Here is a 12,709-nt window from a genome sequence, read left to right as displayed (position 1 = left end):
GCGTTGATTCATGAGTCGGTCGGTACGTCGGTTTCGAGGGATGGGGAGTGCGCGCCCCGGTCGTCAGGTCACGTCGACCACCACCGAGTGCCACCCGGTCGCACCGTCGGGCACGGTGCCGACCCGCTTGTCGGTCTGTGTGGCGCCGGTACGGTCCGTCGCACGGACCTCGAGGGTGTGGTGGCCGGTCGTGGCCGGCCACTCCCACACCCACTGGCGCCAGGTGTCACGGCCCGCCTCGGCGGCCAGCCGCGCGGTGTGCCACTCGCCGCCGTCGACCCGGACCTCGACCCGGGCGATGCCCCGGTGCTGGGCCCAGGCGACACCCGCGACGGGTACGGTCCCCGACTTCGGGGCGGCGAACGGGCGGGGCGTGTCGATGCGTGACTGGGTCTTGATCGGAGCCTCGCGGGACCAGTCGCGCTTGACCCAGTAGGCGTCGTACGCGTCGAACGTCGTGAGCTCGATGTCCTGGATCCACTTGCACGCCGAGACATAGCCGTAGAGGCCGGGGACGACCATCCGGACCGGGAAGCCGTGGTCGAACGGCAGGGGTTCGCCGTTCATGCCCACCGCGAGCAGTGCGTCACGGCCGTCCATGACCTCCTCGACCGGGGTGCCGATCGTCATCCCGTCCACGGAACGCGCCACGATCTGGTCCGCGGGCCCGCCCTTCGACGGGGGCTTCACCCCGGCCTCGGCCAGCAGTGCGGCCAGGCGTACGCCGATCCACCGGGCCGTGCCCACATAGGGGCCGCCCACCTGGTTGGAGACGCAGGTCAGCGTGATGTCGCGCTCGACGAGCTCGCGCCCCAGGAGGTCCTGGAAGCCGAGCGTGACGGGTCGCGTCACCCCCTTGCCGTGGATCCGCAGCCGCCACCGGTCGGCGTCGACACGCGGGACCACCAGAGCGGTGTCCACCCGGTAGAAGTCCTTGTTCGGGGTGGTGAACGAACTCAGGCCCCGGATGCCCAGATCCGCTCCGCTCGGTATCGCGGGTGCGGGGGAGGCGGGCGCCGGCAGGGTGATGTCACCACGTGAGGCGGAGACCCCGGCCAGCTGGGACGCCTGGAGCCGACGGCCCAGGAGCCCCGCACCGGCCGAGGCCGCCGCGGCGGCGGTCGCCGCGATCACGAATCCGCGGCGGTCGAAGGCACCCTGCTCCCCGTCGCCCGTCTCCCCAGCCGCGGGAGGCGGACCGGTGACGGGAGCCAGCCGGCCGGCCAGGAGATACAGCACTCCCGCGGCCACCAGCGCGCCCACGACCGACGGCAGCGCGTCGGTCGGACGGCCCTCGGGCCGCCCGGCCGCCGACACCGCGCCGACCACCCCGAAGACCAGGACGGCCGCAGCACCGGCCCACCGGTGCCGCAGCGCCAGGACCCCCACCACCATGGCGAAGAGCGCCAGGAGGACGAGGATCCCGAGCTGCAGCACCAGCTTGTCGTCCGTACCGAAGTTCCGTACGGCGAAGTCCTTCACGGCCGGGGGAGTGCGGTCGATGACCGCCCCGCCCACAGCCGTGACCGGACCCGCCTCGGGACGTACGGCGGCGGCGACCAGTTCGGCGACGCACAGAGCGGTGAACCCGGCGATCAGACCGCCGAGCGCGGCGAACGTGGCGCGCGCCCACCGGGAGCGCCGGGCCCCTGGGGCCCCTTGCTTCTGCGAAACGTCTCGGTCTGTTCTCACACCGGGGGTTCGGTGCCGATCGCCCGGCGGATTGGTCGTTCACCCGGTCGAAGGAATTTTGATCATCGGCCAATCCGCGGTGTCCGCTGCCTCGAATGACCTCTGAGGGGCGCTCCCGCAGCGCCCCGGCCAGGCATGCGACACCGGAGGGAACCCGAATGACAGGGGAGCGGCGGCGAACAGCCGTAGTGGGCAGCGGGGTGGCGGGACTGACCGCCGCGCACGTCCTGGGGAAAGCGCACGACGTGACGCTCCTGGAGGCGGACGAGCGCGTCGGCGGGCACGCGCACACCCACGACCTGAGCACGTCGGACGGCCGGACACACCGCGTCGACTCGGGGTTCATCGTGCACAACCGGCGGACGTACCCGCACCTCCTGCGGCTCTTCGACGAACTGGAGGTGGACACCCAGGAGTCGGAGATGAGCATGTCCGTGCGCTGCGAGGGGTGCGGACTGGAGTACGCGGGGGCCCGGGGCGCCGCCGGGCTGCTCGCCCGCCCCCGCTCCGTACTCCGCGGCCCCTACCTGCGGATGCTGACCGAGGTGCCCCGCTTCCACCGGGCCGCCAGGGCGCTGCTCGCCCTGCCCGCGGGCACGGCGGAGATGACCCTGGGAGAGTTCGCGGCGCGCGGCCGGTTCTCCCCGTACTTCTCCGCGCACTTCCTGACGCCGATGGTCTCCGCCGTGTGGTCCTGCGACCCGGTGACCGCGCTGCGCTACCCGGCCCGGTACCTCTTCAGGTTCCTGGAGCACCACGGGATGCTCACGATCGGCGACTCGCCGGTCTGGCGGACCGTCACCGGGGGCTCACGCGCGTACGTCGACCGCGTCGTGAAGCAGGTGCACTCCGTGCGTACGGGCACCCCGGTGCGCGCGGTTCGGCGGCACGGCACGGGCGTGGAGATCGTCACCGAGGACGGGACGACCCGGGAGTACGACGCGGTGGTCGTCGCCACCCACCCCGACCAGGCGCTCCGGCTGCTCGCCGACCCCACCGACGAGGAGCGGCGCATCCTCGGCGCATTCCGTTACTCCCGCAACGCCACCCTGCTGCACACCGACACCACGCTGCTGCCGCGCAGCCGGGGCGCCGCGGCGTCCTGGAACTATCTGATGCCGTCCTGCGCCGCCGACGCCGACCGGGTCACCGTCAGCTACGACATGAACCGCCTGCAACGCCTGGACGCCCCCGAGCGGTTCGTCGTCACCCTGAACGGAGCCGACCGCGTCGCCCCCGACAGCGTCCGGGCCCGCATGGTGTACGAACACCCCGTCTTCACCCCGGAGTCCGTCGCCGCGCAGGCCGGGCTGCCGGCCCTGTCGGGGCCGGTGACCGCCTTCGCGGGCGCGTATCACGGCTGGGGCTTCCACGAGGACGGCTGCCGCTCGGGCGTGCGCGCCGCCGAAGCGCTGGGGGTGACCTGGTGAACGCCCTCTACCCGTGCGCCATCACCCACGTACGGACCGCGCCCCGCAGGTACGCCCTGCGGCACCGCACCTATCTGTGGCTCGTCGACCCGGACCGCCCGCCGCGGCTGCCGGCCCTCCTGCGCCCGCTGGCCGGGTTCGACGCCCGCGACCACTTCGGCGGCACGGCCCCCACCGTCCGGGCCGGACTCGAACGGTTCCTCCGGGCCCGTGGCGTCGACCTCGCCGGCGGACGCGTCACCATGCTCACCCAGGCCCGGGTCCTCGGCCACGTCTTCAACCCGCTGACCGTCTACTGGTGCCACCGTCCCGACGGCACCCCGCTCTGTGTGGTCGCCGAGGTGCACAACACGTACGGGGAACGCCACTGCTATCTGCTGCACCCCGACGAGGCGGGCCGTGCGGCGACCGGCAAGGAGTTCTACGTCTCGCCGTTCTTCCCGGTGGACGGCGGCTACCGGATGCGGCTGCCCGAACCGGGGCCGCGCCTCGACCTGACGGTCCACCTGGAGCGTGCGGGCGCCCGCCCGTTCACCGCGACCGTACGCGGCACCCGGCGCCCCGGCACGCCCGGCCAGCTGCTCCGGCTGTTCCTGCGCCACCCCTTCTCCACCGTGGTGGTGTCCGCCGCCATCCGGCTGCACGGCATCCGGCTGTTCCTCCGCCGGCTGCCCGTACAGCCACGTCCCCGTCATCGCACCCAGGAAGGCATGCAGTGAAGGTGCCCACCTCTCCCGTCCCGTCCCGTTCCCCCGCCGACACCCCCGCCGGCATCGGCATCCCGGCCCAGGCCGGCCCCGTGGACGCTCCCCGGGCGACCGTCGATCCGGGCCGCTGGCCCGACGTCGCCTCCCCGCCGCGGGCCTCCCGGGCGAGGACCGCCCTGGCCGAACGGCTCGTACGGCGCGCGCTCGCCCGGCTCCCGCTGCGCGCGCGGCTCGCCGGCCGCGAGAGCGTCGGCCTGGGCGGGCCCCTCATGGAGATCCGCGAACCGGACGCCTTCTTCGGGCGGATCGGCGCGAGCGGCCTCATCGGCTTCGGCGAGTCGTACATGGCGGGTGAGTGGGACTCTCCCGACCTCGTCGGCGTCCTCACCGTCCTCGCGGGGAACGCCGCCGGCCTCGTGCCCGCCCCGCTGCAGAAGCTGCGGCGCCTGTGGGCCCTGCGGCAGCCCGCCGCGCAGGCCAACACCCCCGAGGGCGCCCGCGACAACATCAGCCACCACTACGACCTGTCCAACGACCTCTTCGCCCTCTTCCTGGACGACACCCTCACGTACTCCTCCGCCGTCTTCCGCGGACTCCCGGCCGAGCAGGACCTGCTGCCCGCCGCCCAGCACCGCAAGATCGACCGGCTGCTCGACCTGGCCGGCGTGGGCCGCGGCACCGAGCTGCTGGAGATCGGCACCGGCTGGGGCGAACTCGCCGTACGGGCCGCCGCCCGGGGCGCCAGGGTCACCACCCTCACCCTCTCCCGGGAGCAGCGGGAGCTGGCCCGGGGCCGGATCCGCGAAGCGGGCCTCCAGGACCGGGTCGACGTACGGCTCAGCGACTACCGGGACGTCACCGGGGAGTACGACGCGGTCGTCAGCGTCGAGATGATCGAGGCGGTCGGGGAGGAGTTCTGGCCGGAGTACTTCCGGACCCTGGAACGCTGCCTGGTCCCCGGCGGGAGGATCGCTCTCCAGGCGATCACGATGCCGGACGACCGGATGCTGGCCAGCCGCCACACCTACACCTGGATCCAGAAGTACGTCTTCCCCGGCGGACTGCTGCCCTCCACCGAGGCGATGGACCGCGTGACGACACGTCACACCTCCCTGCGGACGGAGCGGCGCGACAGCTTCGGAGCCCACTACGCCGAGACCCTGCGGCTGTGGCGCGAACGATTCACCGAACGGGCCGCCGAGGTCGACGCGCTCGGCTTCGACGCGGTCTTCCGCCGCATGTGGACCTTCTACCTCGCCTACTCCGAGGCCGGATTCCGGTCCGGCTACCTCGATGTGCAGCAGATTCTCCTGACCCGTGAGGACACCGCGTGAACACCACGACCGACACCGGCATCCCGGCGAACGGGGCGGCGCAGCGGATCGCGCCGGTCATCGAGCGGTTCCTCGGCGGCCCCCCACCGGTCCGGATCAGGATGTGGGACGGCAGCGAGACCGGGCCCGGGAACGCCCCCACGGTGCACGTCCGCTCCCGCCGGGCGCTGCGCAGGCTGCTGTGGCAGCCCGGCGAACTCGGCCTCGCCGAGGCCTACATCACCGGTGACCTCGACGTCGTCGGCGATCTCGCGGACGGCCTGCGCGCGCTGCGCGGATCCTCGGGGGACCCGGGGCCGCGGCTGCCCCGCCCCCGGGCCGCCGACCGTCTCCGGGCCGCCGGCACCGCGCTGCGCCTCGGGGCGATCGGTCCACGCCCTCCGACCCCCGAGGCCCGCGCCGGGCTCCGGGGCGCGCTGCACAGCAAGGCCCGCGACCGGGCCGCCATCAGCCACCACTACGACCTCTCCAACGCCTTCTACTCCCTGCTGCTCGACGAGACCATGGCCTACTCGTGCGGCTACTGGACGGGCACCGCCCCCGGTTACGGGCCCGCCGACGCGCAGCGCGACAAGCTGGAGCTGATCTGCCGCAAGCTCGGGCTGACGGCCGGCGCGCGGCTGCTCGACATCGGCTGCGGCTGGGGCTCCCTGACCCTTTACGCGGCGGCCCGGCACGGCGTCCGGGTCACCGCCGTCACGCTCGCCGCGGAACAAGCCGCGTACGTACGCGGGCAGGTGGAGGCGCGCGGCCTGGAGGACCTCGTCGAGGTGCACCGCTGCGACTACCGGGACGTCGCCGGCCTGCCCGGCTTCCAGGGCGGGTACGACGCCGTGTCCACCGTCGAGATGGGGGAGCACGTCGGCGACGCCCAGTACCCGGCCTTCACCGCGCTGCTCCACTCCGTGCTGCGGCCGCGGGGGCGCGCCCTGGTGCAGCAGATGTCCCGTGGCTCGACCGCGCCCGGGGGCGGGGCGTTCATCGAGTCGTACATCGCACCCGACATGCACATGCGTCCGCTCGGCGAGACCGTGGGTCTGCTGGAGGGCGCCGGACTGGAGGTCCGTGACGTCGAGTCGATGCGCGAGCACTACGTCCTGACCGTCCGGGCCTGGCACCGCACCCTGGAGGAGCGCTGGGCGGAGTTCGTGGCCCTGGTGGGCGAGGAGACCGCCCGGGTGTGGCGGCTCTACCTGGTGGGCGGCGCCCTCGCCTTCGAGGAGCGGCGCATGGGCGTCGACCAGATCCTCTCGGTGCGGCCCGACACGGACGGTTCGGCGGGGCTGCCCGCCACCCGGCACGGCTGGTACACGGGCACCGGGCGGGTGCCCGTCCAGGCCACCGCTCCGGACCGGGCGGACGCCCCGTGAGCGGCTTCGGATGGGCCGGCTTCGCCCGGGACCTGCCGGTGGCGTTCGGCGTCGCCCTCGGCGTCATGCTCGTGACGTTCCTGGTCGCCCTGCGCAAGGGCGTGCACCGGATCGTCGACGTCGCCTGGGGGCTCGGCTTCGCGGCCGTCGCCCTCGTCCTGTACGCGACGACGGGCGGCGAGGGGGACGACGGGCGCCGGATCCTGGTGACCGTGCTCACCGCCGTCTGGGGTCTGCGGCTGGCCGTGCACATCGGCCGCCGGGGCCGTGGCCACGGGGAGGACCCCCGCTACGAGGCCCTGCTCGCCAAGGCGCCCGGCAACCCCGCCCTGTACGCCCTGCGCACGGTGTACCTCCTCCAGGGCGCGCTCGTATGGCTGATCTCCCTGCCGGTGCAGGCGGCCTTCCACCTCACGGGACCGCTCGGCGGGTGGGCCTGGGCGGGGACCGCGCTGTGGGCGGTGGGGCTCGGCTTCGAGGCGCTGGGGGACAGCCAGCTGGCACGGTTCAAGGCCGACCCCGCGAACAAGGGGCGGATCATGGACCGGGGCCTGTGGTCCTGGACCCGGCACCCCAACTACTTCGGTGACTTCTGCGTCTGGTGGGGTCTCTTCCTCATCGTCTGTACGGACCCGGCGGTCGCCGCGGCCACGCTCGTCTCGCCTCTCGTGATGAGCTTCCTGCTGACCAGGGGCAGCGGAAAGGCCCTGCTGGAGCGGCACATGGCCGGACGGCCGGGGTACGCGGAGTACCGGGCACGCACCAGTGGCTTCTTCCCGTGGCCGCCTCGCCGTAGCTGAAGCCGGAGCTGGGAGCCGGAGTCGGAGGTCCGCCCCGGCGGCGCCGGGCGAGCCGCGCCGAAAAGGCGTTGCCGCGGTGTCGCCGGGGTCGGCATGCTCCAGGCGTGACCACCCAGGGCGACACCACCGGAACCACCGTCAACATCCCGGTCCACGTGCGCGATCTGCTGCCTCAGGACCTGCCGGCGTGCGCCTGGTCGGGCTCGGCCACCCACCTGCGCCATGTGGAGCAGGAGCTCGTGCGCGCCGCGGCGGGCGAGGTCGACTACCTGGCCGTCTGCACCCCTGCGGATGTGCCGGTGGCGATCGGCGGCGTGGACTACGAGGTCTCCGAGGACGCCGGAACGCTGTGGCAGCTCGCCGTGCTCCCGGCCCTGCAGTCCACCGGCCTGGGAACGCTGCTGGTCCGGGCCGCCGAACGACGGATCCGGGACCGGGGGCTGCACCGGGCGGAACTCGCGGTCGAGGAGGACAACCCCCGGGCCCGCGCCCTGTACGAGCGCCTGGGCTATGTCGCGTACGGCCGCGAACCGGACGCCTGGGACGAGGAAGGGCCCGACGGATCGGTCCGCCGCCGCGAGACGATGTGCGTCCTCATGGGAAGGAACCTCTGAGCCATCGCCCGGGCGCGGACACACGGGTGGGCGCGCCCCCGGGGAGGGGCGCGCCCACCGTCGCTCAGGCGTCCTTGAACTCCATCAGGGCCACCGGGGCCGAGGTCGGCTGTGCCGAACCGCCCGCCGGTTCGACCGTGATGCCCATGCCGGACGCCCGGTCCACGGGGCCGTCGAGCAGCACGGTGTCGTCCGTGGCGGACGGGTCCATCAGTCCCGCCGACCGCATGGTGCCGCCGTCGTCGAACCAGAGCTGGTACACCTTGCCGCCGGGCGGCCGTGCCATGTCCGAGGCCAGGAACACGGCCCGGTTCACGCTCTGCGAGACCACCACCGTGCCCCGTGCGCCGTTCCCGAGATCCGCGGCGCTGGTCGCGGCGTCAGGCGCGGTCAGCACGCGCGCCACCTGCTCGTTGTGCTGCGTGGCCCGGGCGGCCTCCTGCCGGGCGTCCCGCGCGACCTGGTTCTGCCACACCGCGACCCCGCCGAAGGCGGCAGCGGCGGCGACACAGGCGGCGAGCGCGTACGTCGACCAGCGGCTGGCCCGGCCCGGGGAGCTTTCGGCGCGGGCACTGCGGCCCGAGGCCGGCGCCTCCTGCCGTACGGTCGTGATGTCCCGCAGCACCCGCTCCCTGAGGGCGGGCGGCGGAACTTCGGACACGGCGAGCCCGAGCCTGGCGGCTGTGGCCGACAGCTCCCGTACCTCCTGGGCACATGCCTCGCAGGCCCCCAGATGCCGTTCGAAGGCGAAACGCTCGTCCTCCGGCAGCGCGTGCAGCGCGTAGGCGCCGGTCAGTGTGTGCAGCTCGGCCGTGCTCATGCGTTCACCCCCAGGCAGTCGCGCAGCCGGATGAGCCCGTCGCGAAGCCGTGTCTTGATGGTCCCCAGTGGTACGGACAGCAGCTCGCCCACCTCGCGGTAGGTCAGCCCCCGGTAGTACGCCAGCGTCACCGACTCCCGCTGGAGCTCGGAGAGCGTCCGCAGACAGCGCCTGACCTGCTCCCTCTCCAGCCGGCTCTCGACCTGCTCGGACACCTGGTCGAAGTCCGGGGTCCGGTCGAGCAGCGCTGCCTTGTGCTCCCGCGCGGCGGTCGCCTCGGCCGAGCGGACCCGGTCCACGGCGCGGTGGTGGGCCAGCGTCAGCACCCAGTTCATGGCACTGCCCCGGGACGGCTGGTAGCGGGGTGCGGTGCGCCACACCTCGACCAGGACCTCCTGGGCCACCTCCTCGGACTGGGCCGGGTCACGCAGCACGCTGCGCACCAGGCCCAGGACCGGCCCGCTGACCTGGTCGTAGACCTGCGTGAAGGCGTCCTGGTCGCCACGGGCGACCTGGACGAGCAACTCCTGCAGGCCGGGCCCCGACGAGGGGACCCCACTGATGTGTACGGCTTCTCTCACGCGGACTGTCCTCCCGGAGCACGCATCGGTTTCCTGGATGATTCGGAGCCGACGGCCCGGAGGATTGGTCGCACCTCTTTACGGTTTCGCCGGTCCGCCCACCCTCTCGTACGTGCCCCCGGCCGCCCCCGACCGGGCCCGCGCGGCCGCGCGTACGACGAGGAAGACCAGCAGGCCCAGCGGTGAGAGCAGGATCGTCAGCACCAGGAGCGGACCCGTCACCAGCGGTGACACCCCCAGCCGGCGCGACTCCAGGAACATCCACTGCCCGAGCAGCAGGTCCCAGGCGATGATCTGCGCCCAGACCGCCCCGGCGCCGTTCGCGAGGGCCACCAGGTCGCGGAAGGTGTCGATGTCGGGGCTGCTCACCGCGGCCCACAGCTCCGGGAACACCGGCGCGGCCATCACCGCCCAGAGCGTGAGCACCGGAAGGACGGTCAGCGGGGAGGCGGCCACACGGGCGGTGGCGCGCAGGCGCGGCGCGAAGATCATGAGCAGCCAGAAGGGGGCGGCCGCCATGAACGTGATCTCGAAGAGGGCTCCGGTCATGACACGAACTCCGTTTCCGGCGCACCGGCCGACGAGGTGGGGGCGGACGGCCGGAGCGCGACGAGGGTTCCGGCAGCCGTCGCGCCGGCGATCAGCGCGGCGGCGGTGAGTGTCGCGCCGTCGGGGTGCACCAGCGGCTCGCCGCGCAGGGCCTGCCAGGTCACCAGGGCGACGACCGCCGCGTACGCACCGGAGGCGACCAGCACCAGACGCAGCCGCACACGCGGGTCGCGCAGCCGGGCGAAGCGCGGCGCGAGGAGGACCAGGGCGATCACGAACAGGGGGAGCACCTGCAGGGCGTGCATGCCGATGAAGTGCGGGACGCGCAGGTCTCCGCCCGTCGTCGACCAGCCCGTCAGCGGCATCGAGGGCCCGCCGTCCGGGACGCCGACCGCGTGGGCACCGACCACGTCCGCGGTGTCGAGGCCGCCGGCCGCCCGCTGCCCGGCGGAGGGCTGCGTCATCAGGAAGCCGATGGCCGCGCCGGCCAGGGCGATCAGCACGCCGGAGCGCACGGCCCAGCCGGCGGCGCGGTCCGCGATCCGTGACCGGAGCAGGAGCAGCGCGATGACGAGCGTGCCGGTCCACAGGACGACCACGGTGACGGCCATCACGTCGTACAGCATCGAGTCGAACGGGGTGGCGTGGTTGAAGTGGCTCCGCTTCCCCCTGATCACCTGGCCGGTGATGACGACCATCTCCCCGGCGCACGCCAGGGCGACCACGGTTCCGGCCCACCGGCCGAGGCGCCGTCCCCGGGTCAGGAGCGTCAGCATCCACGCCAGCGCCAGCGCGTACACCACGAACGAGAGGGCGAACTTGAACGGCTTGGCCCAGATCGGCGCGCCCGCGAGGACCCGGTCGTCGACCAGGACCCCCACCGCCGCGACGACGGACATCACGACCATCGAGGCGGCGAAGAGGACTAAGGGCCGGTGCCATGTGCGCCAGGACTGCATGAGAACCCCCCGGTGAAGTTATGGATAGTGGAACTGTCCACTATCCGATAGGGGAACTATCTATGATGAGGGTCGGACAGGCAAGCCTTTGGAGGGTGAACGCACGGTGCGCATCGGTGAACTGAGCCGGAGGTCCGGGGTCCCGGTACCGACGATCAAGTACTACGTACGGGAGGGGCTGCTGCCCGCCGGCACGCTCACCAGCCCGAACCAGGCGCGCTACGACGACGGGCACGAGCGCAGGCTGCGGCTGATCCGGGCCCTCCTGGACGTCGGAGGGCTGTCGTTGTCCGCCATCGCGGAGATCCTGGAGGCGGTCGACGATCCCGAGCAGCCGGTGCACAAGGTGCTCGGCGAGGCGGCCAACCGCATCTCACCCGAGACGTCCGAAGCCCCCGGGCAGGCCGAGGACTCCGAGGAGGCGGGGCCCGAGTCGGCCGAGGCCCGCGAGGAGGTGGCCGCGCTGCTGGCGCGGCGCGGCTGGCACGTGGGCGCGGACAATCCCGCGGCGCGGTCCCTGGCGGGGGTGCTGGCCGCCCTGCACCGGGTGGGGCACGGCGCGTTCGTCGAACTGCTCGACGTCTACGCCGACGCGGCCGAGCCGGTCGCGCGCGCCGACCTCGACTACGTCCGGAGGCGGGTGGCGCGCGAGGACCTGGTGGAGAGCGTGGTCGTCGGCACGGTGCTCGGGGAGGCCATGTTCGGCGCCCTGCGCAGGCTCGTCCACGTGGACGCCTCCGCCCGCGCCTACGGGGACGCCTACGGGGACGGAGAGGAGGCCGGGCGGAGGGCCCGCACGTGAGGGGTACGCGGAAACCCGGCCGCCGTCCAGGACGGTGACCGGGTTTCAGATGTGCGCGCGGGGGTGGTGTGCGGGCCGGGTGTGCCGGTTCGCGCGAACCGGTTCCCGCCCGGCTCCGCCGCCTCCTCCTCCGCGTGGGCCGGGGGAGGGCGCGCTACGCGGCGTTCTCCTGCTCGCGCTCCACCTGCTCGTTCCACTCGCGCTTGACCGCACGCCACGCGTCGTCGTTCTGGCCGAGACGCCAGTAGCCCGAGATCGACAGCTGCGGGAGGGGGATGCCCCGCTCCAGGCGGAGGTGGCGCCGGATCTCCTTCACGAAGCCCGCCTCCCCGTGGACGAAGGCCTGCACCTGGCCCTCGGGGAACTCCAGGGTGCTCACCGCGGCCACGAGCGCCTCGCCGACCGGGCGGTCACCGCGGTGCAGCCACGTCACCGACACGCCGTCCGGCGCCACGAGCTTCTGCTCCTCCGAGGCGTCCGGCACCTCCACGAAGGCGTGCACGAGCGCGCCCTCCGGCAGGTGCTCCAGCGACGCGGCGATCGCGGGAAGGGCGCTCTCGTCGCCCACCAGCAGATGCCAGTCGGCCGAGGCCTCCGGTACGTAACCGCCGCCGGGGCCCAGGAAGGTCACCTGGTCGCCGCGCCGCGCCCGCGCCGCCCAGGGGCCCGCCAGGCCCTCGTCGCCGTGCACCACGAAGTCGATCGCGAGCTCACGGGAGTCGGGGTCCCAGGAGCGCACGGTGTACGTCCGGGTGGTGGGCCACAGCTCGCGCGGATACTCCTCGCGGATCCTGGCCATGTCGAAGGGGTGGCTGTAGTCCGCGCCCTCCGGGGCGAAGCACAGCTTGACGTAGTGGTCCGTGTACTCCCCGAGCGCGAAGTCGGCCAGGCCCTCGCCACCGAGGATCACGCGCACCATGTGCGGAGTGATCTGCTCGGTGCGCAGAACCTGCGCCCCCTGCGCCTTCGGTGCCCGGCGTTGCGGCCGCTCTGCCACAAGGTTCTCCCTGCTCTGGAGATGGATGACGTCGTACAAACTTAGGTTTACCTA

General features: G+C 73.2%; 13 protein-coding genes. 7 read left to right on the top strand and 6 right to left on the bottom strand.

What is annotated here, in order from left to right; genetic code table 11:
- Positions 1-63 precede the first annotated feature (63 nt).
- Positions 64-1,599 carry a molybdopterin-dependent oxidoreductase gene (locus tag ACZ607_RS28110; protein WP_469739375.1) on the bottom strand — a complete coding sequence of 512 codons (1,536 nt, stop codon included), beginning with the start codon at positions 1,597-1,599 and terminating at the stop codon, positions 64-66.
- 251 nt (positions 1,600-1,850) lie between these two features.
- On the opposite strand from ACZ607_RS28110, the gene ACZ607_RS28105 reads away from it, so the two are divergent.
- The 6 genes from ACZ607_RS28105 to ACZ607_RS28080 all read left to right on the top strand — a co-directional run bounded on the left by ACZ607_RS28105 (position 1,851) and on the right by ACZ607_RS28080 (position 7,947).
- Positions 1,851-3,122, top strand: a complete 1,272-nt coding sequence (locus ACZ607_RS28105; protein ID WP_469739003.1) for an NAD(P)/FAD-dependent oxidoreductase — start codon at positions 1,851-1,853, stop codon at positions 3,120-3,122.
- On the top strand, positions 3,116-3,841 hold the full coding sequence (locus ACZ607_RS28100; protein WP_469739373.1) for a DUF1365 domain-containing protein: 726 nt from the start codon (positions 3,116-3,118) through the stop codon (positions 3,839-3,841). Before ACZ607_RS28105 ends, ACZ607_RS28100 begins: the two co-directional genes overlap by 7 nt.
- Before the next feature lie 59 nt (positions 3,842-3,900).
- Positions 3,901-5,163, top strand: a complete 1,263-nt coding sequence (locus ACZ607_RS28095; RefSeq protein WP_469739371.1) for a class I SAM-dependent methyltransferase — start codon at positions 3,901-3,903, stop codon at positions 5,161-5,163.
- Positions 5,160-6,533: a class I SAM-dependent methyltransferase gene (locus tag ACZ607_RS28090; RefSeq protein WP_469739001.1), complete on the top strand. Its 1,374-nt coding sequence runs from the start codon at positions 5,160-5,162 to the stop codon at positions 6,531-6,533. Before ACZ607_RS28095 ends, ACZ607_RS28090 begins: the two co-directional genes overlap by 4 nt.
- Positions 6,530-7,333 (top strand): DUF1295 domain-containing protein, encoded by an 804-nt coding sequence (locus ACZ607_RS28085; RefSeq protein ID WP_469738999.1) that lies wholly within the window; start codon positions 6,530-6,532, stop codon positions 7,331-7,333. The genes ACZ607_RS28090 and ACZ607_RS28085 overlap by 4 nt, the downstream gene beginning before the upstream one ends.
- 104 nt (positions 7,334-7,437) lie before the next feature.
- Positions 7,438-7,947 carry a GNAT family N-acetyltransferase gene (locus tag ACZ607_RS28080; protein ID WP_469738997.1) on the top strand — a complete coding sequence of 170 codons (510 nt, stop codon included), beginning with the start codon at positions 7,438-7,440 and terminating at the stop codon, positions 7,945-7,947.
- A gap of 64 nt (positions 7,948-8,011) precedes the next feature.
- On the opposite strand, the gene ACZ607_RS28075 is transcribed toward ACZ607_RS28080, so the two are convergent.
- The 4 genes from ACZ607_RS28075 to ACZ607_RS28060 all read right to left on the bottom strand — a co-directional run bounded on the left by ACZ607_RS28075 (position 8,012) and on the right by ACZ607_RS28060 (position 10,856).
- Positions 8,012-8,767 carry an anti-sigma factor gene (locus ACZ607_RS28075; protein ID WP_469738995.1) on the bottom strand — a complete coding sequence of 252 codons (756 nt, stop codon included), beginning with the start codon at positions 8,765-8,767 and terminating at the stop codon, positions 8,012-8,014.
- Positions 8,764-9,348 carry a sigma-70 family RNA polymerase sigma factor gene (locus ACZ607_RS28070; protein WP_469738993.1) on the bottom strand — a complete coding sequence of 195 codons (585 nt, stop codon included), beginning with the start codon at positions 9,346-9,348 and terminating at the stop codon, positions 8,764-8,766. The genes ACZ607_RS28075 and ACZ607_RS28070 overlap by 4 nt, the downstream gene beginning before the upstream one ends.
- Before the next feature lie 78 nt (positions 9,349-9,426).
- A complete protein-coding gene (locus ACZ607_RS28065; protein WP_469738991.1) occupies positions 9,427-9,897 on the bottom strand; it encodes an ABA4-like family protein in 471 nt (156 codons plus the stop codon).
- Complete coding sequence (locus ACZ607_RS28060; RefSeq protein ID WP_469738989.1) at positions 9,894-10,856, bottom strand: hypothetical protein; 963 nt, start codon at positions 10,854-10,856, stop codon at positions 9,894-9,896. The genes ACZ607_RS28065 and ACZ607_RS28060 overlap by 4 nt, the downstream gene beginning before the upstream one ends.
- Positions 10,857-10,962: 106 nt before the next feature.
- Here ACZ607_RS28060 and ACZ607_RS28055 point away from each other — a divergent pair, with 106 nt between their 5' ends.
- On the top strand, positions 10,963-11,658 hold the full coding sequence (locus tag ACZ607_RS28055; protein WP_469738987.1) for a MerR family transcriptional regulator: 696 nt from the start codon (positions 10,963-10,965) through the stop codon (positions 11,656-11,658).
- A gap of 154 nt (positions 11,659-11,812) precedes the next feature.
- Here ACZ607_RS28055 and ACZ607_RS28050 read toward each other — a convergent pair whose 3' ends face one another.
- A complete protein-coding gene (locus tag ACZ607_RS28050; RefSeq protein ID WP_469738985.1) occupies positions 11,813-12,655 on the bottom strand; it encodes a siderophore-interacting protein in 843 nt (280 codons plus the stop codon).
- Positions 12,656-12,709: the final 54 nt, after the last annotated feature.

The sequence above is a fragment of the Streptomyces sp. NPDC104381 genome (genome assembly GCF_055583745.1).
This window is presented reverse-complemented; position numbering and strand designations above follow the sequence as displayed.

Bases quoted from the DNA above. Each gene is read 5' to 3' on its own strand.
- ACZ607_RS28105 (WP_469739003.1), top strand. From the start codon at position 1,851: ATGACAGGGGAGCGGCGGCGAACAGCCGTAGTGGGCAGCGGGGTGGCG.
- ACZ607_RS28065 (WP_469738991.1), bottom strand. From the start codon at position 9,897: ATGACCGGAGCCCTCTTCGAGATCACGTTCATGGCGGCCGCCCCCTTC.
- ACZ607_RS28060 (WP_469738989.1), bottom strand. From the start codon at position 10,856: ATGCAGTCCTGGCGCACATGGCACCGGCCCTTAGTCCTCTTCGCCGCC.
- ACZ607_RS28075 (WP_469738995.1), bottom strand. From the start codon at position 8,767: ATGAGCACGGCCGAGCTGCACACACTGACCGGCGCCTACGCGCTGCAC.